This is a genomic window from Tenacibaculum litoreum, assembly GCF_964513915.1.
GTDB lineage: Bacteria > Bacteroidota > Bacteroidia > Flavobacteriales > Flavobacteriaceae > Polaribacter > Polaribacter litoreum.
This window is the reverse complement of record NZ_CAZEQS010000004.1, coordinates 101,208-127,986: the sequence shown is the minus strand read 5'-3', so window position 1 is coordinate 127,986 and position 26,779 is coordinate 101,208. Positions and strand designations below refer to the sequence as shown.

At 33.5% G+C, this 26,779-nt stretch carries 24 protein-coding genes and 5 tRNA genes; 28 read left to right on the top strand and 1 reads right to left on the bottom strand.

The annotated features are described in order from the left end of the window. Positions 1–86: 86 nt before the first annotated feature. The 15 genes from ACKTTR_RS12005 to ACKTTR_RS11935 all read left to right on the top strand — a co-directional run bounded on the left by ACKTTR_RS12005 (position 87) and on the right by ACKTTR_RS11935 (position 13,657). Positions 87–160, top strand: a tRNA-Thr gene (locus ACKTTR_RS12005). Positions 161–203: 43 nt separating this feature from the next. Next, positions 204–286: transfer RNA gene (locus ACKTTR_RS12000), tRNA-Tyr, on the top strand. Between the two features lie 22 nt (positions 287–308). Beyond that, positions 309–381: transfer RNA gene (locus ACKTTR_RS11995), tRNA-Gly, on the top strand. Positions 382–392: 11 nt separating this feature from the next. Beyond that, positions 393–465 (top strand) — tRNA-Thr (locus ACKTTR_RS11990). A gap of 75 nt (positions 466–540) precedes the next feature. Further along, positions 541–1,728, top strand: a complete 1,188-nt coding sequence (tuf, locus tag ACKTTR_RS11985; protein WP_408028076.1) for an elongation factor Tu — start codon at positions 541–543, stop codon at positions 1,726–1,728. Positions 1,729–1,786: 58 nt separating this feature from the next. After that, positions 1,787–1,859 (top strand) — tRNA-Trp (locus ACKTTR_RS11980). Positions 1,860–1,912: 53 nt separating this feature from the next. After that, positions 1,913–2,104, top strand: a complete 192-nt coding sequence (gene secE / locus ACKTTR_RS11975) for a preprotein translocase subunit SecE (RefSeq protein WP_047790104.1) — start codon at positions 1,913–1,915, stop codon at positions 2,102–2,104. 2 nt (positions 2,105–2,106) lie between these two features. Further along, the gene (gene nusG / locus ACKTTR_RS11970) at positions 2,107–2,655 is read left to right on the top strand and encodes a transcription termination/antitermination protein NusG (RefSeq protein WP_047790161.1); all 549 of its coding nucleotides are present in this window, start codon (positions 2,107–2,109) and stop codon (positions 2,653–2,655) included. A gap of 64 nt (positions 2,656–2,719) precedes the next feature. Then, the gene (gene rplK, locus ACKTTR_RS11965; protein WP_047790105.1) at positions 2,720–3,157 is read left to right on the top strand and encodes a 50S ribosomal protein L11; all 438 of its coding nucleotides are present in this window, start codon (positions 2,720–2,722) and stop codon (positions 3,155–3,157) included. Between the two features lie 20 nt (positions 3,158–3,177). Then, positions 3,178–3,867 carry a 50S ribosomal protein L1 gene (rplA, locus tag ACKTTR_RS11960; protein WP_115902080.1) on the top strand — a complete coding sequence of 230 codons (690 nt, stop codon included), beginning with the start codon at positions 3,178–3,180 and terminating at the stop codon, positions 3,865–3,867. A 21-nt stretch (positions 3,868–3,888) separates the two neighbouring features. Next, positions 3,889–4,407, top strand: coding sequence for a 50S ribosomal protein L10 (gene rplJ / locus ACKTTR_RS11955; protein WP_408028075.1), 519 nt, complete (start codon positions 3,889–3,891; stop codon positions 4,405–4,407). 50 nt (positions 4,408–4,457) lie between these two features. Then, complete coding sequence (gene rplL / locus ACKTTR_RS11950) at positions 4,458–4,832, top strand: 50S ribosomal protein L7/L12 (protein ID WP_303508550.1); 375 nt, start codon at positions 4,458–4,460, stop codon at positions 4,830–4,832. A 241-nt stretch (positions 4,833–5,073) separates the two neighbouring features. Next, positions 5,074–8,883: a DNA-directed RNA polymerase subunit beta gene (rpoB, locus tag ACKTTR_RS11945; protein ID WP_408028074.1), complete on the top strand. Its 3,810-nt coding sequence runs from the start codon at positions 5,074–5,076 to the stop codon at positions 8,881–8,883. Between the two features lie 98 nt (positions 8,884–8,981). Next, positions 8,982–13,256, top strand: coding sequence for a DNA-directed RNA polymerase subunit beta' (gene rpoC, locus ACKTTR_RS11940; RefSeq protein WP_408028073.1), 4,275 nt, complete (start codon positions 8,982–8,984; stop codon positions 13,254–13,256). Between the two features lie 89 nt (positions 13,257–13,345). Continuing rightward, positions 13,346–13,657 (top strand): DUF3467 domain-containing protein, encoded by a 312-nt coding sequence (locus tag ACKTTR_RS11935; protein ID WP_047790111.1) that lies wholly within the window; start codon positions 13,346–13,348, stop codon positions 13,655–13,657. A 54-nt stretch (positions 13,658–13,711) separates the two neighbouring features. Here the strand turns inward: ACKTTR_RS11935 and ACKTTR_RS11930 are convergent, their stop codons facing one another. Next, a complete protein-coding gene (locus ACKTTR_RS11930) occupies positions 13,712–14,356 on the bottom strand; it encodes a Crp/Fnr family transcriptional regulator (RefSeq protein WP_408028072.1) in 645 nt (214 codons plus the stop codon). A gap of 146 nt (positions 14,357–14,502) precedes the next feature. Here ACKTTR_RS11930 and ACKTTR_RS11925 point away from each other — a divergent pair, with 146 nt between their 5' ends. The 13 genes from ACKTTR_RS11925 (at position 14,503) to ACKTTR_RS11865 (ending at position 26,758) form a co-directional block, all read left to right on the top strand. Further along, the gene (locus ACKTTR_RS11925) at positions 14,503–16,875 is read left to right on the top strand and encodes a heavy metal translocating P-type ATPase (RefSeq protein ID WP_408028071.1); all 2,373 of its coding nucleotides are present in this window, start codon (positions 14,503–14,505) and stop codon (positions 16,873–16,875) included. A gap of 6 nt (positions 16,876–16,881) precedes the next feature. Then, positions 16,882–17,214 (top strand): AraC family ligand binding domain-containing protein, encoded by a 333-nt coding sequence (locus ACKTTR_RS11920; RefSeq protein ID WP_408028070.1) that lies wholly within the window; start codon positions 16,882–16,884, stop codon positions 17,212–17,214. A 2-nt stretch (positions 17,215–17,216) separates the two neighbouring features. Beyond that, positions 17,217–17,882: a deoxyribose-phosphate aldolase gene (deoC, locus tag ACKTTR_RS11915; protein WP_408028069.1), complete on the top strand. Its 666-nt coding sequence runs from the start codon at positions 17,217–17,219 to the stop codon at positions 17,880–17,882. Between the two features lie 41 nt (positions 17,883–17,923). Continuing rightward, positions 17,924–18,622: a purine-nucleoside phosphorylase gene (deoD, locus tag ACKTTR_RS11910; protein ID WP_408028068.1), complete on the top strand. Its 699-nt coding sequence runs from the start codon at positions 17,924–17,926 to the stop codon at positions 18,620–18,622. A gap of 52 nt (positions 18,623–18,674) precedes the next feature. Further along, on the top strand, positions 18,675–20,036 hold the full coding sequence (gene hemN, locus ACKTTR_RS11905; RefSeq protein ID WP_408028067.1) for an oxygen-independent coproporphyrinogen III oxidase: 1,362 nt from the start codon (positions 18,675–18,677) through the stop codon (positions 20,034–20,036). 89 nt (positions 20,037–20,125) lie between these two features. Further along, positions 20,126–20,461 (top strand): hypothetical protein, encoded by a 336-nt coding sequence (locus tag ACKTTR_RS11900; protein WP_408028066.1) that lies wholly within the window; start codon positions 20,126–20,128, stop codon positions 20,459–20,461. Between the two features lie 112 nt (positions 20,462–20,573). Then, on the top strand, positions 20,574–20,738 hold the full coding sequence (gene ccoS, locus ACKTTR_RS11895; protein ID WP_073184498.1) for a cbb3-type cytochrome oxidase assembly protein CcoS: 165 nt from the start codon (positions 20,574–20,576) through the stop codon (positions 20,736–20,738). Between the two features lie 33 nt (positions 20,739–20,771). Further along, a complete protein-coding gene (gene ccoN, locus ACKTTR_RS11890) occupies positions 20,772–22,973 on the top strand; it encodes a cytochrome-c oxidase, cbb3-type subunit I (RefSeq protein WP_408028065.1) in 2,202 nt (733 codons plus the stop codon). A gap of 5 nt (positions 22,974–22,978) precedes the next feature. Then, positions 22,979–23,146, top strand: a complete 168-nt coding sequence (locus tag ACKTTR_RS11885) for a CcoQ/FixQ family Cbb3-type cytochrome c oxidase assembly chaperone (RefSeq protein WP_115902066.1) — start codon at positions 22,979–22,981, stop codon at positions 23,144–23,146. A 14-nt stretch (positions 23,147–23,160) separates the two neighbouring features. Next, complete coding sequence (locus ACKTTR_RS11880) at positions 23,161–24,066, top strand: cbb3-type cytochrome c oxidase N-terminal domain-containing protein (RefSeq protein WP_408028064.1); 906 nt, start codon at positions 23,161–23,163, stop codon at positions 24,064–24,066. Positions 24,067–24,115: 49 nt separating this feature from the next. Next, positions 24,116–25,537 (top strand): cytochrome c oxidase accessory protein CcoG, encoded by a 1,422-nt coding sequence (gene ccoG, locus ACKTTR_RS11875; RefSeq protein WP_408028063.1) that lies wholly within the window; start codon positions 24,116–24,118, stop codon positions 25,535–25,537. 76 nt (positions 25,538–25,613) lie between these two features. After that, positions 25,614–26,060, top strand: a complete 447-nt coding sequence (locus tag ACKTTR_RS11870) for a FixH family protein (RefSeq protein WP_408028062.1) — start codon at positions 25,614–25,616, stop codon at positions 26,058–26,060. Beyond that, positions 26,060–26,758 carry a sulfite exporter TauE/SafE family protein gene (locus ACKTTR_RS11865; protein ID WP_408028061.1) on the top strand — a complete coding sequence of 233 codons (699 nt, stop codon included), beginning with the start codon at positions 26,060–26,062 and terminating at the stop codon, positions 26,756–26,758. The genes ACKTTR_RS11870 and ACKTTR_RS11865 overlap by 1 nt, the downstream gene beginning before the upstream one ends. The last annotated feature ends 21 nt before the right edge of the window (positions 26,759–26,779 follow it).

The following is a 26,779-nucleotide window of genomic DNA, read 5'->3' as shown; positions in this document are numbered from 1 at the left end:
AATAATTAAAAAAGTTTTAAAAATTAAAAATTACTTTTTACATTTGCAGTCCGTTAGAAATAGCGGATTGTTTTTTTATAGCAAAAGCCGATGTAGCTCAGCTGGCTAGAGCAGCTGATTTGTAATCAGCAGGTCGTGGGTTCGAGTCCCTCCATCGGCTCTAAAAGAACAAAAGTTCATTAAAATTTTGATTTAAGATTTTTGGGGAGATTCCAGAGCGGCCAAATGGGACGGACTGTAACTCCGTTGTCTTACGACTTCGCAGGTTCGAATCCTGCTCTCCCCACAAAAATCTTAACAGCAAAATTGCGGGAGTAGCTCAGTTGGTAGAGCGTCAGCCTTCCAAGCTGAATGTCGCCGGTTCGAACCCGGTCTCCCGCTCTAAATTCGTTGCCGACATAGCTCAGTTGGTAGAGCGCATCCTTGGTAGGGATGAGGTCACGGGTTCAAATCCCGTTGTTGGCTCTATTTTAGAGTTTATTTGACAAGAGTTTAAAAATAACACTAAATATATTTAACTAAGAATTAAAATTAATAATCATGGCAAAAGGAACTTATGATCGTTCGAAACCGCACTTAAACGTAGGTACTATTGGTCACGTAGATCACGGTAAAACTACTTTAACTGCTGCAATTACTAAAGTATTAGCAGATGCTGGATATTCTGAGCAGAGAGCTTTTGATCAAATCGATAACGCTCCAGAAGAAAAAGAAAGAGGTATTACAATTAACTCTTCTCACGTAGAATATGCAACAGCTAACCGTCACTACGCACACGTTGACTGTCCAGGTCACGCCGATTACGTAAAGAACATGGTAACTGGTGCTGCACAAATGGATGGTGCTATCTTAGTAGTAGCTGCTACAGATGGTCCAATGCCACAAACTCGTGAGCACATCTTATTAGGTCGTCAGGTAGGTATTCCACGTATCGTTGTTTTCTTAAACAAAGTTGATATGGTTGATGACGAGGAGTTATTAGAATTAGTAGAAATGGAAGTAAGAGATTTATTATCTTTCTATGAATATGATGGAGATAATGGTCCTGTTGTAGCTGGTTCTGCTTTAGGTGCATTAAACGGAGAGCAAAAGTGGGTTGATACAGTTTTAGAATTAATGGAAGCTGTAGATACTTGGATTGAAGAGCCACCAAGAGATACTGAAAAAGATTTCTTAATGCCAATCGAGGATGTATTCTCTATTACTGGTCGTGGTACAGTAGCAACTGGACGTATCGAAACTGGTATTGTTAATACTGGAGATCCTGTTGAGATTATCGGTATGGGAGATGAGAAATTAACATCTACTGTAACTGGTATCGAAATGTTCCGTCAAATCTTAGATAGAGGTGAAGCTGGAGATAACGCAGGTATCTTATTAAGAGGTATTGAAAAGTCTATGATTAAGAGAGGAATGGTAATCTGTAAGCCAGGTTCTATTACTCCACACGCTAAGTTTAAAGCTGAGGTGTATATCTTAAAGAAAGAAGAAGGTGGACGTCACACTCCATTCCATAATAACTACCGTCCACAGTTCTACGTACGTACAACTGACGTAACTGGTAACATTGCCTTACCTGAAGGAGTAGAAATGGTAATGCCAGGTGATAACTTAACTATTATAGTTGATTTAATCCAACCTATCGCATTAAACACAGGTTTACAGTTCGCTATCCGTGAAGGAGGTAGAACAGTAGGAGCTGGTCAGGTAACTGAAATCTTAGACTAATTATAGTTTAATAATAAAGTATAAGGAGTCTCTTTTAAGAGAGAGACTCCTTTAAAATACGGGTTTAGCTCAGTTGGTAGAGCACTGGTCTCCAAAACCAGGTGTCGGGAGTTCGAGCCTCTCAACCCGTGCAAAAACTAAAACGAGTTGTGGTGAAAACTGCAACTCGTTAAAAGGATAAAATATGAGTAACTTTGTACAATACATTAAAGATTCTTTTGAAGAATTAAATACCAATATGACTTGGATTTCTCGTGAAGAAGCTCAGAAGTCTACTGTAGTAGTTGCAGCATTTACAATTGTATTTGCTTTAGCTGTAGCAGGGATAGATAAGGTTTTTCAAACAGGGTTAGATAACTTCTTTAAAATGTTTTAATGATGGCTGATTCGGTGATGAAGTGGTATGTGGTTAGAGCTATTGGAGGTCAAGAAAATAAGGTAAAAACTTATATCGAGACTGAGATTGCTCGTCATGGGTTGTCTGATTTTGTGAACCAAGTAATTGTTCCTACAGAAAAAGTTATTCAAGTAAGAAACGGAAAGAAAATTAACAGAGAAAGAGTTTATTTTCCTGGTTATGTAATGGTTGAAGCTAATTTAGCAGGAGAGGTTCCTCACGTAATTAAATCAGTAACAGGAGTTATTGGTTTCTTAGGTGAAACAAAAGGAGGAGATCCTGTACCAATGCGTAAATCAGAAGTAAACAGAATGTTAGGTAAAGTTGATGAACTTTCTGTTAAAGATGAAAATATCGCAATTCCTTATTCAGTTGGAGAAACTGTAAAGGTAATTGATGGTCCTTTCAATGGATTCGATGGAACTGTTGAAAAAGTAAATGAAGAAAAGCGTAAATTAGAAGTAATGGTTAAGATTTTCGGAAGAAAAACTCCATTAGAGCTAAATTATATGCAAGTAGAGAAAATATAATTGTTACACCTATATTTAGATGAGTTTAAGCTTCCAATTTAAACACATCGTTAAATCTTAAACAATGGCAAAAGAAGTAAGTAAATTAGTTAAACTACAAGTTAGGGGAGGTGCAGCGAATCCGTCGCCACCAGTTGGACCCGCTTTAGGTGCTGCCGGTGTTAACATCATGGAGTTCTGTAAGCAGTTTAATGCTCGTACACAGGACAAACAAGGTAAAGTATTACCAGTTGTTATTACAGTTTATACAGACAAATCATTTGAGTTTGTTGTAAAAACACCACCAGCCGCAGTACAATTATTAGAAGCGGCCAAAATTAAGAAAGGTTCAGGAGAACCTAATAGGAAAAAAGTAGCAAGCGTTTCTTGGGATCAAATTCGTGGAATAGCAGAAGACAAAATGGTAGATATGAATGCCTTTGAAGTTGAGTCTGCAATGCGAATGATTGCCGGAACAGCTCGTTCTATGGGATTAACAGTAACAGGTGATGCACCTGCTTAAACTTTAAAAGATATTTAGAAATGGCAATTACTAGAAAGCAAAAAGAAGCTCGTGCTAAAGTAGATAGCTCTAAAGTTTATAGCTTACAAGATGCATCAGCATTAGTTAAAGAGATTACAAACGTAAAATTTGATGCGTCTGTTGATTTAGCAGTACGTTTAGGAGTTGATCCTCGTAAAGCTAATCAAATGGTTCGTGGAGTTGTAACATTACCTCACGGAACTGGTAAAGATGTAAAAGTTTTAGCATTAGTTACTCCAGATAAAGAAGCAGAAGCTAAAGAAGCAGGTGCTGATTATGTAGGATTAGATGAGTACCTTCAAAAGATTAAAGGAGGATGGACTGATGTAGACGTTATTATTACTATGCCAAGCGTTATGGGTAAATTAGGTCCTTTAGGTCGTATTTTAGGACCAAGAGGTTTAATGCCAAACCCAAAAACAGGTACGGTAACAATGGACGTTGCTAAAGCAGTAACTGAAGTAAAAGCTGGTAAAATTGACTTTAAAGTTGATAAAACTGGTATTGTACACGCTGCAATCGGAAAAGTATCTTTTGATGCTAAAAAGATTGAAGAAAACGCAAACGAGTTATTGCAAACACTTATTAAATTAAAGCCAACTGCGGCAAAAGGAACTTATATTAAGAGTATTTTTATGTCTTCAACAATGAGTCCTAGTGTTGCAATAGATGAAAAATCTGTATCGTAAGGCAGTTAAAACTTTTTAATTATGACTAGAGAGGAAAAATCACAAGTAATACAAGATTTAACAGCACAATTAGCGGATACAAGTACCATCTATTTAGCAGATATTTCTGGGTTAGATGCTACTACTACATCTAACTTACGTAGAGCTTGTTTCAAAGCAAACGTACAATTGGCTGTTGTAAAGAACACATTGCTTTCAAAAGCAATGGAAGCTTCTGATAAAGATTTTGGAGAGTTACCAGATGTATTAAAAGGAAATACTTCAATGTTAATTGCTGAAGCAGCAAATGCGCCAGCAAAAGTAATCAAAGAGTTCAGAAAAAAATCAAAAGATCGTCCTTTATTAAAAGGAGCGTATGTTGAAGAAGCAGTTTATATTGGAGATGACCAATTAGACGCTCTTGTTAACATCAAATCTAGAGAAGAACTTATTGGAGATATTATTACCTTATTACAATCTCCTGCGAAAAATGTTGTTTCAGCATTACAATCAGGTGGTGGTAAGTTATCAGGTATCTTAAAGACATTATCAGAAAAATAATTTCGCGCACTAATAAACTAAATAAATAAAATTTTTAAAAAACAATTAAAATGGCAGATTTAAAAGATTTCGCAGAGCAATTAGTTAACTTAACAGTAAAAGAAGTTAATGAATTAGCTGATATTTTAAAAGAAGAGTATGGTATTGAGCCAGCAGCAGCAGCAGTAGCAGTAGCAGGACCAGCAGCAGGTGGTGGAGATGCAGCAGAAGAAAAAACTGAGTTTGATGTAATCTTAAAAGCAGCAGGAGGTTCTAAATTAGCAGTTGTAAAATTAGTTAAAGAATTAACTGGATTAGGATTAAAAGAAGCTAAAGGTATTGTAGATAGCGCACCAGCACCAATCAAAGAAGGTATATCTAAAGATGAGGCTGAAGGTCTTAAGAAGTCTTTAGAAGAAGCAGGAGCTGAGGTAGAGCTTAAGTAAGCTATACTCCCGAATTATAAAAAAAACGGGAAAAAACAATAAAGGTTTAGGTACTAAAAACTCATGTTTTTAGGCCTAAACCATTTTGTGTATATATTCGTTCTTTATTTTTCACAATTTTTTTAATTGTGAGTTTACGATTATAAAGTGCTGATTTTTAATCAGTAAAGGCAATTAAAATTGCAGTATTGAAACAGTTAAGTTTCAAAAATAATATTTTTAATTAAAAATAGCATCTCTTTTGGCAACGACAAATACTACTGAAAGAATTAACTTCGCGTCATCGCAGTTAGGAGCTGATTATCCAGATTTTTTAGATATTCAGGTAAAATCTTTCCAAGATTTCTTCCAATTGCAAACTAAAGCTGAAGAGCGAGGAGAAGAAGGTTTGTATAAAACTTTCATGGATAACTTCCCGATTACAGATACACGTAATCAATTTGTATTAGAATTTTTAGACTACTTTGTAGATCCACCAAGATATAGCATTCAAGAATGTATCGAGCGTGGATTAACTCACAGTGTACCTCTAAAAGCACGTTTAAAATTATATTGTACTGACCCAGAACACGAAGATTTCGAAACAATCGTTCAAGATGTGTATTTAGGTACAATTCCTTATATGACAAACTCTGGTACCTTTATTATTAATGGTGCAGAAAGAGTTGTAGTGTCACAATTACACCGTTCACCAGGTGTATTCTTTGGGCAATCTTTCCACGCTAATGGAACCAAGTTATACTCTGCAAGAGTAATTCCATTCAAAGGTTCTTGGATTGAATTTGCTACCGATATCAATCAAGTGATGTATGCTTATATTGATAGAAAGAAAAAATTACCAGTAACAACGTTATTCAGAGCCATAGGTTTTGAAAGAGATAAAGATATTTTAGAGATCTTTGATTTAGCTGAAGAAGTAAAAGTTTCTAAAGCTGGATTAAAGAAAGTATTAGGGCGTAAATTAGCAGCAAGAGTATTAAAAACTTGGCACGAAGATTTCGTAGATGAAGATACAGGAGAAGTTGTATCTATTGAGCGTAACGAAATAATTTTCGACCGTGATACTATTATAGAAAAAGAACATATTGATGAAATAATTGAAGCAGGTGCTAAAACTGTGTTATTACACAAAGAAGACAACCAACAAGCAGATTATGCCATCATTCATAATACATTACAAAAAGACCCTACAAACTCTGAAAAAGAGGCTGTAGAGCATGTATATAGACAATTACGTAATGCTGAACCGCCAGATGAGGAAACTGCAAGAGGAATTATTGAAAAATTATTCTTCTCAGAGCAACGTTATAGTTTAGGAGAGGTAGGACGTTTTAGAATGAATACTAAACTTGGTTTAGATGAAGATTTAGATCAAAAAGTATTAACTAAGAACGATATTATTACCATTATTAAGTATTTGATTGAGTTAATCAATTCAAAAGCTGAAGTAGATGATATCGATCACTTATCTAACCGTCGTGTTAGAACTGTTGGTGAGCAATTAGCAGGTCAATTTGGTGTAGGTTTAGCTCGTATGGCGCGTACTATTCGTGAAAGAATGAATGTTCGTGACAACGAAGTATTTACTCCAATTGACTTAATTAACGCTAAGACGTTATCATCAGTAATTAACTCTTTCTTTGGTACCAACCAGTTATCTCAATTTATGGATCAAACCAATCCATTAGCAGAGATTACTCATAAGCGTCGTTTATCAGCTTTAGGACCTGGAGGTTTATCACGTGAAAGAGCAGGTTTCGAGGTTCGTGACGTTCACTATACACATTATGGTCGTTTATGTCCGATTGAAACACCTGAAGGACCAAACATTGGACTTATTTCTTCTTTAGCTGTTTATGCTAAAGTAAACAATATGGGATTCATTGAAACACCATATAAGAAAGTAGAAGAAGGTACAGTATTAGGTGAAGAACCTATTTACTTAAGTGCAGAAGAGGAAGAAGGAATGAAGATTGCTCAATCTAACTTACCGATAGCGGAAGATGGTAAGATAGAAAGAGATAGAGTAATTGCACGTGAAGAAGGTGATTTTCCTGTTGAAAGCCCTGAAGCAATTAACTATATGGACGTTGCACCTAACCAAATAGCTTCGATCTCAGCATCGTTAATTCCTTTCTTAGAACATGATGATGCGAACCGTGCATTGATGGGATCAAACATGATGCGTCAAGCAGTTCCATTATTACGTCCAGAATCTCCAATCGTAGGTACAGGTTTAGAGCGTAGAGTAGCAAAAGACTCTCGTATCTTAATCAACGCTGAAGGAGCTGGAGTTGTTGAGTATGTAGATGCCAACAAAATTACAATTAAGTATGACAGAACAGAAGAAGAGCGTATGGTAAGCTTTGATTCTGATGAAAAATCTTACGACTTAATTAAGTTTAGAAAAACCAACCAAGGTACAAACATTAACTTAAAACCAATCGTAAAAGTAGGTGATAGAGTTGAAGAAGGACAAGTACTTTGTGAAGGATATGCAACACAAAAAGGAGAATTAGCTTTAGGTAGAAACATGAAAGTAGCCTTTATGCCTTGGAAAGGGTATAACTTTGAGGATGCGATTGTGATTTCTGAAAAAGTAGTTCGTGAAGATATCTTTACTTCTATTCACATTGATGAATATTCATTAGATGTTCGTGATACGAAGTTAGGAGCTGAAGAATTAACAAACGATATTCCAAACGTTTCTGAAGAGGCTACAAAAGACTTAGATGAAAATGGAATGATTCGTATTGGAGCAGAAGTAAATCCAGGTGATATCTTAATTGGTAAAATTACACCAAAAGGAGAATCTGATCCAACTCCAGAAGAAAAGTTATTACGTGCTATCTTTGGTGATAAAGCAGGTGATGTAAAAGATGCATCATTAAAAGCTTCTCCATCATTAAGAGGTGTTGTAATAAATAAAAAGTTATTTAAACGCGCAGTAAAAGATAAAAATAAGCGTGCTCGTGATAAAGAAGCAATTGCAGCTTTGGAAGCATCTTATGTGTCTAAATTTGAGGAGTTAAAAGATGTATTAGTTGAAAAATTATTCAACTTGGTATCAGGTAAAACTTCTCAAGGAGTATATAATGACTTAGGAGAAGAAGTATTACCAAAAGGTAAGAAGTTCACGCAAAAAATGTTAAACTCTGTAGAAGATTTTACACATTTACATGGAACTTGGACTACCGATAAAGACTTAAATCAATTAGTTGTAGAATTAGTTCACAACTACAAGATTAAAGTAAACGATTTACAAGGAATTTTACGTCGTGAGAAATTTACAATTTCTGTAGGAGATGAATTACCAGCAGGAATCTTAAAACTTGCTAAAATTTATGTAGCTAAGAAACGTAAATTAAAAGTAGGGGATAAGATGGCAGGACGTCACGGAAACAAAGGTATTGTTGCACGTATCGTACGTCAAGAAGATATGCCTTTCTTAGAAGACGGAACGCCAGTAGATATCGTATTAAACCCATTAGGGGTACCATCTCGTATGAACATTGGTCAGATTTATGAAACTGTTCTTGGATGGGCAGGTCAAAAATTAGGTCAAAAATATGCGACACCTATTTTTGATGGAGCAAAAATTGATCAAATTAATGCTTTAACAGATGAAGCAGGAATACCACGTTACGGACATACATATTTATATGATGGAGGTACAGGTAAACGTTTCGATCAACCTGCAACTGTAGGGGTAATTTATATGATTAAGTTAGGTCACATGATTGAAGATAAAATGCACGCGCGTTCTATTGGACCTTACTCATTGATTACTCAGCAACCATTAGGAGGTAAAGCTCAGTTTGGAGGTCAACGTTTTGGTGAGATGGAGGTTTGGGCACTTGAAGCATATGGTGCATCAAGTATCTTACGAGAAATCTTAACTGTTAAGTCTGATGATGTATTAGGTAGAGCAAAAACTTACGAGTCTATCGTTAAAGGAGAAGCAATGCCAGAACCAGGTTTACCAGAATCATTTAACGTATTAATGCACGAACTGAAAGGTTTAGGATTAGACGTTAAGTTAGAAGAATAATCACAGTGAAATGTCTCAGAGTGAAAACTCTGAGGCAAATCATTTTTTCAATATCAGTCTTATTATAAGACATTTATTTTTAATTCGAATCCATTATCATGGCAAGAAAAAACGAAAAATACACTGTTAAGAAGTTTAACAAAATTTCAATAGGTTTAGCATCACCTGAGTCTATTTTAGAGGCTTCTAAAGGAGAGGTGTTAAAACCAGAAACTATAAATTACCGTACACACAAACCAGAAAGAGATGGATTATTTTGTGAGCGTATCTTTGGTCCTGTAAAAGACTATGAGTGTGCGTGTGGTAAATATAAAAGAATTCGATATAAAGGTATCGTTTGTGACCGATGTGGTGTTGAAGTTACTGAGAAAAAAGTACGTAGAGATAGAGTAGGTCATATTAACTTAGTAGTACCAGTTGCACATATTTGGTACTTTAGATCATTACCTAACAAAATGGGATACCTTTTAGGGTTACCATCTAAGAAGTTAGATATGATTATTTACTACGAACGTTACGTAGTAATTCAACCAGGTATTGCTAAAAATGCCGAAGGAGAACCATTACAAAAAATGGACTTCTTAACTGAGGAAGAGTATTTAGATATCGTAGATGAACTTCCACAAGAAAATATGTACTTAGAAGATTCTGATCCTAATAAGTTTATCGCTAAAATGGGAGCAGAGTGTTTAATTGATTTATTAGAAAGAATCGATTTAGATGAGTTATCATATCAGTTACGTCATAAAGCAAACACTGAAACTTCTAAACAACGTAAAAACGAAGCATTAAAGCGTTTAAATGTTGTTGAAGCATTCAGAGATTCTCAAAAGAATAGAGAGAACAATCCAGAATGGATGATTATGAAAGTAGTTCCGGTTATTCCACCAGAATTACGTCCGTTAGTTCCATTAGATGGAGGTCGTTTTGCAACTTCTGATTTAAATGATTTATATCGTCGTGTAATTATCCGTAACAATCGTTTAAAGCGATTAATGGAAATTAAAGCACCAGAAGTAATTTTACGTAATGAAAAACGTATGTTACAAGAATCAGTAGATTCATTATTTGATAACACACGTAAATCATCAGCAGTAAAAACTGAGTCTAACAGACCATTAAAATCATTATCTGATAGTTTAAAAGGTAAACAAGGACGTTTCCGTCAAAACTTATTAGGTAAGCGTGTTGATTACTCTGCACGTTCGGTAATTGTTGTTGGACCAGAATTAAAGTTATACGAATGTGGATTGCCAAAAGATATGGCAGCTGAATTATACAAACCTTTCGTTATTCGTAAGTTAATCGAAAGAGGAATTGTTAAGACAGTAAAATCTGCAAAGAAAATAATTGATAGAAAAGAACCAGTTGTTTGGGATATTTTAGAAAATGTAATTAAAGGACACCCAGTTTTATTAAACCGTGCTCCTACCTTACACCGTTTAGGTATCCAAGCTTTCCAACCAAAATTAATTGAAGGAAAGGCAATTCGTTTACACCCATTAGTATGTACGGCATTTAATGCCGATTTTGATGGGGATCAAATGGCGGTTCACTTACCATTAGGGCCTGAAGCTATTTTAGAAGCGCAATTATTAATGTTAGCTTCTCATAATATCTTAAACCCTGCAAACGGAGCACCAATTACGGTACCGTCTCAGGATATGGTTTTAGGGTTATACTATATGACAAAAGAAAGAAAGTCAACTCCAGAAGTACCTATTAAAGGTGAAGGATTAACTTTCTATTCTCCAGAAGAAGTTACTATTGCCTATAACGAAGACAGAGTAGACTTAAATGCTGGAATAAAAGTAAGAACTAAAGATTTCAACGAAAACGGAGAGTTAGTAACTCAAATAATTGAAACTACTGTTGGTAGAGTATTATTTAATGAAGTAGTACCAGAGCAAGCAGGATATATTAATGAGGTATTAACCAAAAAATCGTTACGTGGAATTATTGGTAATATCTTAAAAGTAACAGATATTCCATCGATAGGTAAATTCTTAGATGATATTAAAGGTATGGGATATACGTTTGCCTTCCAAGGAGGTTTATCGTTCTCATTAGGAGATATTATTATTCCAGAAGAAAAGCATGCGATGATTGCTGAAGCTAATAAAGAAGTGGATGGAATCGTTATGAACTATAACATGGGTATGTTAACGCAAAAAGAGCGTTACAACCAGGTAATTGATGTTTGGGGATCTACCAACAACCGATTAACTGAATTATCTATGAAGCGTTTACGTGAAGACCAACAAGGATTTAACTCGGTATTTATGATGTTAGATTCTGGAGCCCGTGGATCGAAAGAGCAGATTCGTCAGTTAACAGGTATGCGTGGATTAATGGCGAAACCTAAAAAATCGACTGCAGGAGGTGGAGAAATTATTGAAAACCCAATTTTATCTAACTTTAAGGAAGGGTTATCAATTTTAGAATACTTTATCTCAACGCACGGTGCACGTAAAGGTCTTGCCGATACCGCATTAAAAACAGCCGATGCAGGTTATTTAACACGTCGTTTAGTAGATGTATCTCAAGATGTTATCGTTAACGAAGTAGATTGTGGTACATTAAGAGGATTAGAAGTTTCTCCATTAAAGAAAAACGATGAAATCGTTGAACCTTTAAGTGAAAGAATTACAGGTCGTACAGCACTATATGATGTTTACGCACCAGCGTCTGATGAATTATTAGTTGAAGCAGGTGAGTTAATTACTCCTGTTTTAGCAGATAAAATTGAAGCTTCAGGAGTAGATAAAGTAGAAGTACGTTCAGCATTAACATGTGAATCTGAAAGAGGAATTTGTGAAAAATGTTACGGACAAAGTTTATCTACAGGTAAAAAAGTTCAAAGAGGTGAAGCAGTTGGTGTAATTGCAGCACAGTCTATTGGAGAACCTGGTACACAGTTAACATTACGTACATTCCACGTTGGAGGGGTAGCAGGAAACATTTCTGAAGATAATAAGTTAATCGCTAAATTCGACGGTTCTGTAACAATTGATGACTTACGTACCGTAAAAGGTAAAGATTCAGCAGGAGAAGAAGTAGATATCGTTATTTCTCGTACTGCAGAAATTAAAATTACTGATAAGAAAACAGGAATTGTATTAAGTACCAACATTATTCCTTATGGTTCTATCATCTTTGATAAAGATAGAAAGACAATTAAAAAAGGAGATGCAGTATGTCAATGGGATCCATTTAACGGAGTTATTGTTTCTGAGTTTGGTGGAAAAGTTAAGTTTGACAACTTAGAGCAAGGAATTAACTACTCTGTAGAAATAGATGAACAAACAGGTTTCCAAGAAAAAGTAATTACAGATTCTAAGAATAAGAAGATTATTCCTTCATTAATTATTGAAGATGCTGATGGTAATGCATTACGTTCGTACAGTTTACCAGTAGGAGCACACTTAATGGTAAGTGATGGAGATAAAGTAGAATCAGGTAAAACATTAGTTAAGATTCCTCGTAAGTCTGGTAAAGCAGGAGATATTACAGGAGGTTTACCACGTGTAACTGAGTTATTCGAAGCGCGTAACCCTTCTAACCCAGCTGTAGTAGCACAAATTGATGGAGTTGTATCGTTTGGTAAAATTAAGCGTGGTAACCGTGAAATTATTATCGAATCTAAAACTGGAGAGATTAAGAAATACTTAATTAAGTTATCTAATCAAATCTTAGTTCAAGAAAACGACTTTATCAAAGCAGGAATGCCATTATCTGATGGAGCTATTACGCCTATCGATATCTTAAATATTAAAGGACCTTCAGCAGTTCAAGAATACTTGGTAAACGAGATTCAAGAAGTATATCGTTTACAAGGGGTGAAGATTAATGACAAGCATTTCGAAGTAGTAGTACGTCAAATGATGCGTAAAGTTAGAATTATTGATTCAGGAGATACTTTATTCTTAGAAAATCAATTAGTTCACAAAACTGATTTCATCAAAGAAAATGACGCTATTTACGGAATGAAGGTTGTTGAAGACTCAGGAGATTCTGCAAACTTAAAACCAGGACAAATAGTTACAGCTCGTCAATTAAGAGATGAAAACTCTTTATTACGTAGAGAAGATAAAAACTTAGTAGTAGCACGTGATGCACAACCAGCAACAGCTGAGCAAGTATTACAAGGTATTACTAGAGCATCGTTACAAACGAAGTCATTTATCTCAGCTGCATCATTCCAGGAAACAACTAAAGTATTAAATGAAGCCGCTGTAAACGGTAAAATTGATACCTTAGAAGGATTAAAAGAAAATGTAATTGTTGGTAAACGTATACCAGCAGGTACAGGAATGAGAGCTTACGAAGACATAGTAGTTGGACCTAAGGATGAGATTGAACAAAGTTTATAAAAACTTAAGTTTATAAATAATATCAAGGGTTTAGAGTTCTTAGAACTCTAAACCCTTGTTTTTTAAATAAATAATATTAAAACTTAATTATGGAAGATAATAAGAAAGAGCCGCAATTAAATATAGAGTTAGATCAAGAAATAGCAGAAGGAACTTATAGTAATTTAGCTATTATAAACCATTCAGTTTCGGAGTTTATAGTAGATTTTATTAATATTATGCCAGGAGTTCCTAAGGCTAAAGTAAAATCAAGAATTATATTAACTCCACAACACGCTAAACGTTTATCAAAAGCATTAGCAGACAATATTCGTAAGTTTGAACAAGCACATGGAGAAATAAAAGATTATGAGCAACCACCAATTCCAATGAATTTTGGAGGAACTACTGGTGAAGCTTAAAATAAAAAAATCGTCTATTTAGACGATTTTTTTTAGTAATAATATTTTTGAAGGTTAAAAACCTTCAGAAAGCTCTTTTAAAGCTTTTATATCCGTTATAAAGATTTCTTTTCCTTTTAAATCAATAAGTTTCTTCTTTTTAAATTCAGAAAGCAAACGAATTGCACTTTCGGTGGCTGTTCCTATAATATTAGCGATATCTTCTCTCGATAAATTAATGTTAATAGAGCCATTTTCATTTTTATCAAACTTAGCATCTAAAAGTAGTAGAGTTGCAGCTAAACGTTGTTTTACAGTTTTTTGTGCCATATCAACAATAACATCATCAGCTTTCTTTAAAGAATTTGCCATCTTTTTTAAAACATCCATAGAAAAATTAGAGTTATTCTCTAAATCTCTAAGAATTTCTTCTTTAGGAATAAAGCACACTTCCATGTCATTTACAGCAATAGCTTTTAAGTTTGAAGCTTCATTATTTATTAAACTACGCTCACCTAAAATATCTCCTTTTTTTATTAAATGAATAATTTGGTCTCTACCATTATCACTCATTTTAGACACTTTACAAACACCGTCTTTAACACAAAAAACACCATTAATGTATTCACCTTCATCAAAAAGAACTTCTCCTTTTTTTATTTTTTTAGAGGTTTTACATCCTGTAATTCTTATCAACTCTTCTTTAGTTAAAGCCTTCAAAGAATTAAATTCTCGAATGATACACTGCTCACACTTGCTCATAAATATGCCCTTTTTTTTACTACTCAAATATACGGAAAACCTGACAATTATCATGTTTTAATTTGATATCTTATCAGACATTTGTACTAGGCAAAAGAGTAAATATGGAAAGCACAACATGTTTTCATTGTGGTAACGAGTGCGACACAAAAACAATTATAATAGAAGATAAATTTTTCTGTTGTAATGGATGTAAAACGGTTTATGAAATTTTTTCAGAAAACGATTTAACTTGTTATTACGATTTTCAAAACAACCCAGGAGCAATACCTGAAGAGATACAAGGAAAATATGATTTCTTGGATAATGAATCCATTGTAGATAAACTATTAGAGTTTAACGATGGTAATGTACAAGTGGTAAATTTATACATTCCACATATACATTGTAGCTCATGTATTTGGGTATTAGAGAACCTACACAAACTACAGGAGTTTGTCTCTTCATCTCAAGTTAATTTCCCTAAGAAAACAGTACGAATTACGTATAATTCCGAAAAAACATCACTTAAAGAAATAATATTACTGTTAAGTTCTATTGGTTATGAACCTTATATAAGTCTTGAAGACTACGAGGTAGGGAAAAAGAAGGTAGACCGTAGTTTAATTTACAAGCTAGGAATAGCGGGTTTTGCTTTTGGAAATGTTATGTTTTTATCATTTCCAGAGTATTTTGAAGTATCTGAATATTGGTTAGAGCAATACAAAGGAATCTTCCGTTGGTTGATGTTTATATTTTCTCTTCCTGTAGTTTTTTATGCAGGACAAGACTATTTTATTTCTGCTTATAAAGGACTTCGTTCTAAAATTTTAAACATTGATGTTCCTATTGCTTTAGGAATCTTTGTGTTATTTGTACGTAGCACAGCAGAAATTGCGCTAGACTTAGGAACAGGCTTTTTTGATAGTTTAACAGGGTTAGTGTTCTTCTTACTACTAGGGAAGTTTTTTCAACAGAAAACCTATAATTTCTTGTCATTTGAACGCGATTACAAATCGTACTTTCCAATTGCTGTAACAAAAATAACTACAGATAAAAAAGAAGAAAACACGCAAATTTACGATGTTAAAAAAGGAGACAGACTATTAATTAGAAATCAAGAATTAATTCCTGTTGATGGAATTTTAATTAATGGAGAAGCAAAAATAGATTATAGCTTTGTTACAGGTGAAGCTGTTCCTGTAAATAAAAAGTCAGGAGATAAATTATTTGCAGGAGGAAAACAACTGTCAGGAAGTATAGAAATGGAAGTGTTAGCTTCGGTTTCACAAAGTTATTTAACGCAGTTGTGGAGTAACGATGTATTTCAAAAAGATAAAAATTCATCATTTAAAACGTTAACTGATAAAATCAGTAAGAACTTTACCATAATTGTATTGTCAATAGCATTTTTGTCTACAACCTTTTGGTTGTACTATGATTCAAGTGTAGCATTAAACGTATTTACATCAGTATTAATTATTGCATGCCCGTGTGCCATAGCATTAGCTGCACCTTTTACCTTAGGAAATATCTTACGAATTTTTGGAAGAAAGAAGTTCTATTTAAAAAATGCTACAGTGGTAGAACAGTTAGCAGCAGTAAATTCAGTTATTTTTGATAAAACAGGTACACTAACTACCAATAAAGAAAATACAATAACGTATGAAGGTGAAGATCTAAATAAAATTCAAAAGTCAATATTAAAAAGTTCTTTAAGGTCATCAAACCATCCATTAAGTAGAATGTTGTATGCTTCTTTAGAAGAAGAAATGTTACCAGTTGATAATTATCAAGAATATGTAGGAAAAGGAATTGAGACAAGTTATCAACAAACAAGATTAAAAATAGGATCGTCTTCTTTTGTGAAAAATGCAGAAGAACAAGCAAACTTTGATACTTCGGTTCATATTAGTGTCAATAATGAGTATAAAGGAAAATTTATATTTAAGAATGCTTACAGAAAAGGAGTTAAAAACTTGTTTTCTAACTTAAATAAAAAGTATGATTTATCAGTTGTTTCTGGAGATAATGAAGGAGAAAAGAAGTTTTTAGAAGAGTTATTACCTAAAGAAACAGCATTTTTATTCAATCAAAAGCCGCAAGATAAACTACATTATGTAGAGGAACTACAAGAAAAAAACAAAAGTGTATTGATGATTGGTGACGGATTAAATGACGCAGGAGCATTAGCACAAAGTAATGTAGGCGTAGCACTATCAGAAAACATCAATGTATTTTCACCAGCTTGCGATGCTATTTTAGATGCTACAAAATTTAGTGAGATAGGAAGTTATATTAAAGCGTCACAAAAAGCGATAAAAATTATAAAGTATTGTTTTTTACTATCTTTAATGTACAATGTTGTAGGGCTTTATTTTGCGGTAACAGGGCAGTTAATGCCTGTAATAGCAGCTATTTTAATGCCGCTGAGTTCAATTAGTGTAGTAATATTTACAACTATAGCAACCAACATGTTAGGTAGAAAAATAAAATAAAAAATTATGCAAGTAGTCTCATTTTTAGAAGATATAAAATTTAATGAACTTAAACCAGCGGTGTCTTTATTATTAGATACAGATTTCTCAAAAGAAATACGAGTGGTATTTAAAAAAGGGCAAACTATGGAAGATCACCAAGCTCCATTTGCAATCATTGTTCAAATAGTAAAAGGATCTATAGATTTTGGAGTTGCAGGAGAAGTAAAACAAATGGTTACTGGAGATATAATTTCATTAAAACCACAAGTAGTACATAGTCTAACAGCTACTGAAGAAAGTATCGTAAGGTTATCATTATCAAAATTAGACACTTTAAAAAGAGTAAAAGAAGTATAATTATGAATATTAATAAATACATAGATCATACGTTACTAAAAGCCACAGCTACAAAAGCAGATATTGTTAAGTTATGTAATGAAGCTAAAGAATATAATTTTTATGCAGTTTGTGTAAATGGATGTTATGTAGAGTTAGCAGCTAAAGAATTACAAGACTCAGAAGTGAAAGTAGCAGCAGTAATAGGTTTTCCATTAGGAGCAATGACAACCAAGGCTAAAGTTTTTGAAGCTAAAGATTGCATAAAAAATGGAGCTTCAGAAATTGATATGGTTATCAATATTGGTAAGTTGTTAGATGGTGATGAGAATTATGTAGAAAAAGAAATTCGATTAATTAAAGAAGAAATAGGAGAAAACATATTAAAAGTGATTTTTGAAAACTGTTACTTATCTAAGAAACAAATAAAAATAGCAAGTCAATTAGCTGTAGAAGCAGGAGCCGACTTTGTAAAAACTTCTACAGGTTTTGGTACTGGAGGAGCAACCTTTGAAGACGTTGTAATAATGGATAGTGTTGTAGATGGAAAAGCTCAAATTAAAGCAGCAGGAGGTGTTAGAGATATAGAAACCGCCAAGAAATATATAGAAATGGGCGTAACTCGTTTAGGAACTTCTTCAGGAGTTGATTTAGTAACGAGTGGTGTTTCAGATAAGAATCAGTATTAAAAATCGAGTTTTAAATAATTTAAAACCTAAAAGAACAAAGAATGAGCATACATATAGAAGCAAAAAAAGGAGAAATAGCAGAAACTGTTTTATTGCCAGGTGATCCTATGCGAGCAAAATGGATTGCAGAAACATTTTTAGAAAATCCAGTTTGTTATAATGATGTTCGTGGTATGTTAGGATTTACAGGAATATATAAAGGAAAACAAATTTCTGTACAAGGAACAGGAATGGGAATTCCTTCTGCGTTAATCTATGCACATGAATTAATTAATGAGTACGGAGTCAAAAATTTAATAAGAGTTGGTTCAGCAGGTTCTTATCAAAAAGAAGTAGAAATACGTGATATTGTTATAGCAATGGCAGCTTCTACTAATTCAGGGTTAAATACGATACGTTTTAATGGAGCCGATTATGCACCAACAGCAAGTTTTGAACTATTCCAAAAAGCTATTGAAGCAGCGAAAGAAAAAGGAATCCCATTAAAAGCAGGAAATATTTTAAGTTCAGACGAGTTTTATGCCGATGAATTTGAAAGCTATAAAAAATGGGCAGATTATGGAGTGCTTTGTGTTGAGATGGAAACAAACGGATTGTATACAGTTGCAGCAAAACATAAAGTAAATGCGCTATCAATTTTAACCATATCAGATAGCTTAGTTACTGGAGAAAGAACAACTGCCGATGAAAGAGAACAAACCTTTAAAGAAATGATTGAAATCGCTTTAGAATTGGCTTAACCGCTATTTTGAGAGGTTTTGATGAAGAATGAAACAAAATAGTATTAAGAACATGAATTCACTTATTCAAAAATATAACATTCCAGGACCAAGATACACAAGTTATCCAACCGTTCCATATTGGGATAATGATACCTTTTCAAAAGAAAAATGGATAGCAACATTTAAGCAATCGTTTATCGAAAGTAATTCTACAGAAGGAATTAGCTTGTATATTCACTTACCATTTTGCGAGAGTTTATGTACGTTTTGTGCGTGTCATAAACATATAACAAAACGTCATGAAATGGAAGATCCTTATATAGAAACTGTTTTAAAAGAATGGCAGTTATATGTTAATTTGATAGATGAAACACCTATAATAAAAGAAATTCACTTGGGAGGAGGGACTCCAACATTCTTTTCTGAAAAACAATTAAAAAGATTAATAGACGGAATCTTTATTAGTGCAAAGAAACATCCTGAGCATGAATTTAGTTTTGAAGGACATCCAAACAATACCACAAAAGAACATCTACAAACTCTATATGATTTAGGGTTTACAAGAGTAAGTTTTGGAGTGCAAGATTACAATCCAAAAGTACAAGAAGCAATCCACAGAATACAACCTTTTGAAAATGTACAAAAAGTACATAATTGGGCAAAAGAAATAGGGTATACATCTATTAGTCACGATTTAGTGTTTGGACTTCCGTTTCAAACAAAAGAAAATGTAATTCATACAATTAATAAGACAAAAGAGTTAGAACCTGATAGAATTTCATTTTATAGTTATGCACATGTTCCGTGGGTAAAAGGAGTAGGGCAACGTGGATTTAATGAAGACGATTTACCTAAAAATGAAGAAAAGCGAGAGTTGTATGAAATAGGAAAGGAGTTATTTGCAGAAATGGGTTACATAGAAATAGGAATGGATCATTTTGCGTTACCAACTGATAGCTTATATAAAGCTACAGAAAATAAAACGCTGCACCGTAATTTTATGGGATATACAGCTAACAAAACACAGTTAATGGTTGGTTTAGGTATGTCATCAATATCAGATTCTTGGTACGGATTTGCACAAAACGTAAAAACGGTAAAAGAGTATGAAAGAATTGTAAACGAAGGAGAAATTCCTGTGTTTAGGGGGCATATATTATCAGAAGAAGATTTAATAATTAGAAAGCATATTTTAAATATCATGTGTCATTTCTCCACTTCGTGGGAAGAAGAGCAATTACAGATTGAAAATGTAGAAACACATATAGAAAAATTAGAAGAAATGATAGATGATGGTTTGGTCTCTATTAAAGGGAAAAAGTTAACAGTTCCAGAAAAGGCTAGACCATATGTACGTAATATATGCATGGCATTTGATAAGAAGTTACACGAAAAACAACCAGAAACAAAGTTGTTTTCAATGACTATTTAACTTTTTGTTATTTAGTGGTTTATGATAAATATCATTGTGTTTCTACCTAAAAAATGATTAAATTTGAGTAAACCTAAAAACCGTACGTCATGAAAAACTTTGAAGTAAATTGGTCAAAAGAAGAGTTACAAACCTATCTTTTTATCTATTGTATAAACGCAGATTATAAAGAAACAAAAGAGGAACTCGAAGCTATTTCGTTAAAAACAAACCAAGAAACATATAAGAAAATGCACGATGAGTTTGAGAAAGACAATGACTATGCAAGTATTCAGAAAATTAATGAATCACTTAAAAATTTAAACTACGGTAAAGAAGAAATAAATAAACTATTTGAAGAAATAAAAGAGTTGTTTTTATCAGATGGTAGCTATGCTATTTTAGAGAAAAACCTTCTGCTAGGTCTGCAAAGACTACTTAAATAAAGAGAACGAAAAGTTCTCTTTATTTTTTTGAAAAAAAAGTTGAAACATGACAAAAGTCATATTTTAAGAAAACCTTCACAGTTACCTTTGAACTATAATTATCAGGCAAGATATGAGCGTTATTTACTTACTACTATCACTAAGTATTTTAGTGGCTATTATTTTCTTTATAGCATTTATTGTTTCAGTAAAAAAAGGGCAGTACGATGATTCGTATACGCCGTCAGTTCGCATGTTGTTTGATGATGAACTGGTAAAAGAAGAAACAAAGAACTAACAATTAACAATAGATATTAAATTCAAATAGATTATGGAAATGCAACAATTTTATTACGATAATAAGATCGTAAAAAAATTCATCTACGCAACCTTACTATGGGGAATAGTAGGTTTTTCAGTAGGATTGTTATTGGCTTTTATGTTTTTATTCCCAAATTTAACAGACGGAATTTCGTGGTTAAGTTTTGGACGTTTAAGACCATTACATACGAACGCAGTAATTTTTGCATTCGTAGGAAACGCCATTTTTGCAGGAGTTTATTACTCACTACAACGATTACTGAAAGCCCGTATGGCGAGTGATTTTTTAAGTAACTTTAACTTTTGGGGATGGCAGTTAATAATTGTTGCAGCAGCCATAACACTTCCGTTAGGGTACTCAACTTCAAAAGAATATGCCGAATTAGAATGGCCAATTGATATTGCCATAGCATTAGTTTGGGTAGCTTTTGGTGCTAACATGATTTGGACAATCTTACAAAGAAGACAACGTCACTTATATGTAGCAATTTGGTTCTATTTAGGAACTTTTGTAACCGTAGCAGTATTACATATTTTTAACAGTTTAGAATTACCTGTAAGCTTTATGAAAAGTTACTCAGTGTATGCAGGAGTTCAAGACGCATTAGTACAATGGTGGTACGGACATAATGCAGTAGCATTCTTCTTAACAACTCCGTTCTTAGGATTAATGTACTACTTTGTTCCTAAAGCGGCTAACCGTCCGGTATATTCATATAGGTTATCTATTGTACACTTCTGGTCGTTAATTTTTATCTACATCTGGGCAGGACCTCACCACTTATTATATACATCTTTACCAGATTGGGCTCAAAACTTAGGAGTAGCATTCTCTGTAATGTTAATAGCACCATCTTGGGGAGGTATGATAAACGGATTATTAACACTTCGTGGAGCTTGGGATAAAGTAAGAGTTGATCCAGTATTAAAATTCATGGTAGTTGCAATTACAGGTTATGGTATGGCGACTTTTGAAGGACCAATGTTATCGTTAAAGAATGTAAATGCAATTGCCCACTTTAGTGATTGGATTATTGCTCACGTACACGTAGGTGCCTTAGCATGGAACGGATTCTTAACTTTTGGTATGTTATATTGGTTAGTACCAAGAATGTTCAAAACAAAATTATACTCTACAGCATTGGCTAACTTCCATTTCTGGATTGGAACTTTAGGTATTATCATGTATGCATTACCAATGTATGTTGCAGGATTTGTTCAAGCTTCAATGTGGAAACAATTTAATCCAGATGGAACGTTAACTTATGGTAACTTCTTAGAAACAGTAAACGAAATTATTCCAATGTATTGGATGCGTGCTATTGGAGGAAGTTTATTTATCCTGGGAGCATTTGTAATGTTATATAACATTGTTAAAACTGTAAGATCAGGAAGTGAAGTAACTGATGAGTTAGCTGAAGCAGCTGCATTAACAAAAGTATCTAAATACAGAACTTCTAAAGAAGGTTGGCACACTTGGTTAGAAAGAAGACCAGTAAAATTAACAATCTATGCTACTATAGCGATTTTAATTGGAGGTGTTGTTCAAATTATACCAACTTTATTAGTAAAATCTAATATACCTACAATAACAAGTGTACAACCATATACTCCACTAGAATTAGAAGGTAGAGATATTTATATCCGTGAAGGATGTGTAGGATGTCACTCACAAATGGTACGTCCATTTAGATCGGAAGTAGAACGTTATGGAGAATTTGCAAAAGCAGGAGAGTTTGTATACGACCATCCATTCTTATGGGGTTCTAAACGTACAGGCCCAGATTTATTAAGAGTTGGAGGAAAGTATAACGATAGCTGGCACTTAAATCATATGTATGATCCACAAAGTACATCGCCAGGATCTATTATGCCAGCATACCAATGGTTGATAAGAGATGAGTTAGATAAGAGCGATACTGAAAGTAAAATGAAAGCAATGGTAAGCTTAGGAGTTCCATATACAGATGAAGATATAGCGAATGCACAAGCAAGTATGGAAGAACAAGGTGCTAAAATTCAAGAAAACTTATATGCTGATCCAGATTTCGCAACAAATTATGAAGCAGATAAAAAGTACGCTCAAGAAAACGGACAAACTTTCATTGAAATGAAAGATAGAGAAATCGTAGCCTTAATCGCTTATTTACAACGATTAGGTACCGATATTAAGATTAAAGATGTTGAAGACCAATTAAGCGCTAAAAACTAGAAATTATGTTAAAGTTTGTAAAAAACCATATGGAAACAATTGCAGGTATTGAAATATACCCAATTATTTCGCTAACCATATTCTTTACATTTTTTGTAGTGTTGTTTTGGTGGGTATTTACAGCCAAAAGAGAATATATAAGTAATGTAAGTAAATTACCTTTAGATAATTAGTAAAATTAAACAAGATGAAAAAATATTTTCAATCTATAGTATATATCGTTTTTGTTGCAGTTACCTTTTTTGCTATTGCTACTGCAATTAAATCATACGAAAACCCATTCAGCCTGTATGAACATCCATTAGTATGGATAGCAATTGTAGGACTCGTAACAGCAGTTGTGTTAAAAGAGGCTTTAAATATCGTAGCACAACAAAAAGCAGAGCAACTTCAAATGGAAAAAGATGGTATTCAGCCAGAGGAAGTTGACAATTGGGCTTGGGCTAAGAAAATTATAAACAAATGGACAGCAGCCAAGGCTATTGAAGAGGAGGATGAAATTATATTGGATCATAATTATGATGGAATTAAGGAGTTAGATAATAACTTACCGCCATGGTGGCTGTATATGTTCTATGCAACAATCATTTTTGCAGCTGTGTACTTAGTAAGGTACCATGTACTAGGAGCAGATAATCAAGAAATGGAATATGCACAAGCAGTTGCTGAAGCTAAAAGAGAGTTGGCAGCGTTCAAATCAACTTCAAAAGAAGCTGTTATTGATGCAGAAACGGCTACTGTTTTAACAGACGCTGGAGATTTAAGTAGAGGTAAGGCAGTATATAACTTAAACTGTGCAGCATGTCACATTGCTGACGGTGGAGGTGGTATTGGACCAAACTTAACCGATAATTACTGGATTTTAGGTGGTGGTATGAAAAATATTTTCAACACTATTGCTAATGGAGGTAGAGATGGTAAAGGGATGGTAGCTTGGAATAAAACATTAAAACCTGCTGACATTCAAAAAGTAGCGAGTTATATTATTTCTTTACAAGGAACCACTCCTGCAAAACCAAAAGAGCCTCAAGGAGAGTTATACAAAGAAGAAGGAGCAGCTCCTGCTGTAGCTGAGCCTGATGAAGAACAATAAGAAAACATTCAATAAATAATAGTTACAAATTAGTTTTTAATAGTTGATTATGGAAACACCCAAAAACGAACAATTCAGAGATAGTATTGGTACTATAAATGATGAAGGTAAAAGGGCTTGGGTGTTTCCAAAAAAACCAAGTGGAAAGTTTTATAAATATCGAAGCTATGTAAGCTATTTTTTATTAGCTTTTTTATTACTAGCACCGTTTGTTAAAATCAACGGAAATCAGTTCTTACTATTTAATGTTTTAGAGCGTAAGTTTAATATTTTTGGGTTCCCTTTTTGGCCACAAGATTTTCACTTAATGGTGATTTCAATGATAATAGGAGTGGTTTTTATCATTCTATTTACTGTTGTTTTTGGCCGAATTTTCTGTGGTTGGATTTGTCCACAAACCATTTTTTTAGAAATGGTTTTCAGAAAAATCGAATACTTAATAGAAGGAGATAGAGGAAAACAAATTCGTTTAGCAAAACAAGCTTGGAATGCAGAAAAAATTAAAAAAAGAGTTTTAAAATGGATTGTCTTTTTTATCATCTCTTTTATTATAGCAAACGTCTTCTTAGCATATTTAATAGGAAGTGATAAACTTATAAGTTACATAACAGGTAACCCATTAGATCATTTAAGCACTTTAATCTCATTGCTAATTTTTACAGGGGTTTTCTATTTTATTTTTGCATGGTTTAGAGAGCAAGTATGTATCATTGCTTGTCCTTATGGTAGATTACAAGGAGTATTGTTAGATAATAAAACGATAAATGTTGCTTACGACCATGTAAGAGGAGAAGGAAAAGTAGGAAGAGGAAAGTTTAATAAAAAAGAAGATAGAGTAGCATCTGGAAAAGGAGATTGTATAGATTGTTTTCAATGTGTACATGTATGTCCTACAGGAATAGATATTCGAAACGGTACGCAATTAGAATGTGTAAACTGTACAGCTTGTATTGATGAATGTGACCACATGATGGAAAAGGTAGGATTACCAAAAGGGTTAATTCGTTATGCTAGTGAGGAGAACATTGTTAAGAAAGTACCTTTTAAGTTTACAGCTAGGATGAAAGGATATTCAGCAGTATTGTTCATTTTAATAGGAATTTTAATAGGAATGCTGTTTTTGAGGAATGATGTAGAAGCAACAATTTTACGATTACCTGGTCAGTTATATCAACATAAAGAAGACGGAATTATTAGTAATATTTACACCTTTAAAGTAATAAATAAAACTACAGAACAAATTGATAATGTGAGTTATAGATTGTTATCCCATAAAGGGAAGATAGAAACTGTAACACATCAAGATTTTGAAGTACCAAAACAAGGATTAGCAGAAGGAACTTTGTTTATAGAGTTACATCAGTCTGAAATGAAAAATGAAAAGGAAAAACTAAAAATAGGAGTGTATAGTGGTGATAAACTTATTGAAACCACTACAACCAACTTTTTAGGACCAAGAAGTTATAGATAATCAGTCGATAGGTTAGTAGTTTTTTAGTTCGCAGTGCAACTAAAAGCTAAAAACTAAAGACTAAAAAATAAATAAAATGAAACTAAACTGGGGCACGGGTATAGTAATAGCAATTGTAGGGTTTATAGGCTTTATCATGTATTTTGTAATCACAATGAGTACAGGTAAAAATTTTAATCACGATTTGGTAACTGAAAAATATTATCAACAAGAATTAGAATTTCAGAACAAATTAGATGCTACTAAAAATGCAAAAGCATTAAAAGACAATATTAAAATAGAAAAAGTAACTGAAGGAATTAAAGTCCATTTTCCAACGGACTTTAATCCTAAAGATATAAAAGGAAAAGTGTTCCTATACAGACCATCTGATAAACAATTGGATTTCGAAATGCCTATTTCGATCTCCGAAACATATTTGCTCGTGCCTGAGAAACGTTTGTTGGGTGGTCGTTGGAACATAACAGTTTCCTGGAACTACAAAAGTAAAGATTATTTATTTCAGAAAGAGTTGGTGTACTAATGTTTCTTTCAGCAATCATATTTGGTTTATTAGGAAGCTTCCACTGTATTGGTATGTGTGGTCCTATAGCCTTTATGTTACCTGTAGATAGAACTAATAAAGTAAAGCAGTTTTTTCAAATTACCAGTTATCATTTTGGACGCTTATTTACTTATAGTTTAATAGGTTTTTTATTCGGATTACTAGGAAAAGGGTTTTATTTCTTTGGTTTTCAGCAACAACTATCAATTATTGTAGGGGTATTAATGATTTTAGCAATTCTAGTGCCTAAAACCTTTCAAAAATATAACTTTTCAAATCCAATAAATAGGTTGGTAATGAAAGTGAAATCTTCTTTAGGAAAAGAGTTGAAGAAAAAAGGAAACGATACTTTTTTTACCATTGGTTTTCTAAATGGATTTTTGCCTTGCGGATTAGTGTATATGGCAGTTTTTGGAGCGTTAAGTACAACTAATATGTTATCAGGAAGCTTATATATGTTTCTCTTCGGATTAGGAACAATACCATTAATGACAGCTGTAGTATATGCAGGTAATTTTGCAAATGGCTTGGTGCGAAAAAGAGTTCAACAAGCAATACCTTATGTTGTAGTTTTTATTGGAGCATTGTTTATTCTTAGAGGATTAGGATTAGGAATACCTTATGTTTCTCCACTTCCTGTAACAGATATTCATAATTCAGTTGAAGGCTGTCATTAATCATAATTTAAAACAGCCTAA

What these genes read in the sequence shown, in the direction of transcription:
- rplA (WP_115902080.1), top strand. Translation starts at nt 3,178, where the DNA reads ATGGCAATTACTAGAAAGCAAAAAGAAGCTCGTGCTAAAGTAGATAGC.
- rplK (WP_047790105.1), top strand. Translation starts at nt 2,720, where the DNA reads ATGGCAAAAGAAGTAAGTAAATTAGTTAAACTACAAGTTAGGGGAGGT.
- ccoG (WP_408028063.1), top strand. Translation starts at nt 24,116, where the DNA reads ATGGAAACACCCAAAAACGAACAATTCAGAGATAGTATTGGTACTATA.
- rpoC (WP_408028073.1), top strand. Translation starts at nt 8,982, where the DNA reads ATGGCAAGAAAAAACGAAAAATACACTGTTAAGAAGTTTAACAAAATT.
- ccoS (WP_073184498.1), top strand. Translation starts at nt 20,574, where the DNA reads ATGAGCGTTATTTACTTACTACTATCACTAAGTATTTTAGTGGCTATT.
- ccoN (WP_408028065.1), top strand. Translation starts at nt 20,772, where the DNA reads ATGGAAATGCAACAATTTTATTACGATAATAAGATCGTAAAAAAATTC.
- ACKTTR_RS11900 (WP_408028066.1), top strand. Translation starts at nt 20,126, where the DNA reads ATGAAAAACTTTGAAGTAAATTGGTCAAAAGAAGAGTTACAAACCTAT.
- ACKTTR_RS11870 (WP_408028062.1), top strand. Translation starts at nt 25,614, where the DNA reads ATGAAACTAAACTGGGGCACGGGTATAGTAATAGCAATTGTAGGGTTT.
- ACKTTR_RS11865 (WP_408028061.1), top strand. Translation starts at nt 26,060, where the DNA reads ATGTTTCTTTCAGCAATCATATTTGGTTTATTAGGAAGCTTCCACTGT.
- hemN (WP_408028067.1), top strand. Translation starts at nt 18,675, where the DNA reads ATGAATTCACTTATTCAAAAATATAACATTCCAGGACCAAGATACACA.
- ACKTTR_RS11880 (WP_408028064.1), top strand. Translation starts at nt 23,161, where the DNA reads ATGAAAAAATATTTTCAATCTATAGTATATATCGTTTTTGTTGCAGTT.
- ACKTTR_RS11935 (WP_047790111.1), top strand. Translation starts at nt 13,346, where the DNA reads ATGGAAGATAATAAGAAAGAGCCGCAATTAAATATAGAGTTAGATCAA.
- deoD (WP_408028068.1), top strand. Translation starts at nt 17,924, where the DNA reads ATGAGCATACATATAGAAGCAAAAAAAGGAGAAATAGCAGAAACTGTT.
- ACKTTR_RS11925 (WP_408028071.1), top strand. Translation starts at nt 14,503, where the DNA reads ATGGAAAGCACAACATGTTTTCATTGTGGTAACGAGTGCGACACAAAA.
- ACKTTR_RS11885 (WP_115902066.1), top strand. Translation starts at nt 22,979, where the DNA reads ATGTTAAAGTTTGTAAAAAACCATATGGAAACAATTGCAGGTATTGAA.
- rplL (WP_303508550.1), top strand. Translation starts at nt 4,458, where the DNA reads ATGGCAGATTTAAAAGATTTCGCAGAGCAATTAGTTAACTTAACAGTA.
- tuf (WP_408028076.1), top strand. Translation starts at nt 541, where the DNA reads ATGGCAAAAGGAACTTATGATCGTTCGAAACCGCACTTAAACGTAGGT.
- secE (WP_047790104.1), top strand. Translation starts at nt 1,913, where the DNA reads ATGAGTAACTTTGTACAATACATTAAAGATTCTTTTGAAGAATTAAAT.
- nusG (WP_047790161.1), top strand. Translation starts at nt 2,107, where the DNA reads ATGGCTGATTCGGTGATGAAGTGGTATGTGGTTAGAGCTATTGGAGGT.
- rplJ (WP_408028075.1), top strand. Translation starts at nt 3,889, where the DNA reads ATGACTAGAGAGGAAAAATCACAAGTAATACAAGATTTAACAGCACAA.
- ACKTTR_RS11920 (WP_408028070.1), top strand. Translation starts at nt 16,882, where the DNA reads ATGCAAGTAGTCTCATTTTTAGAAGATATAAAATTTAATGAACTTAAA.
- deoC (WP_408028069.1), top strand. Translation starts at nt 17,217, where the DNA reads ATGAATATTAATAAATACATAGATCATACGTTACTAAAAGCCACAGCT.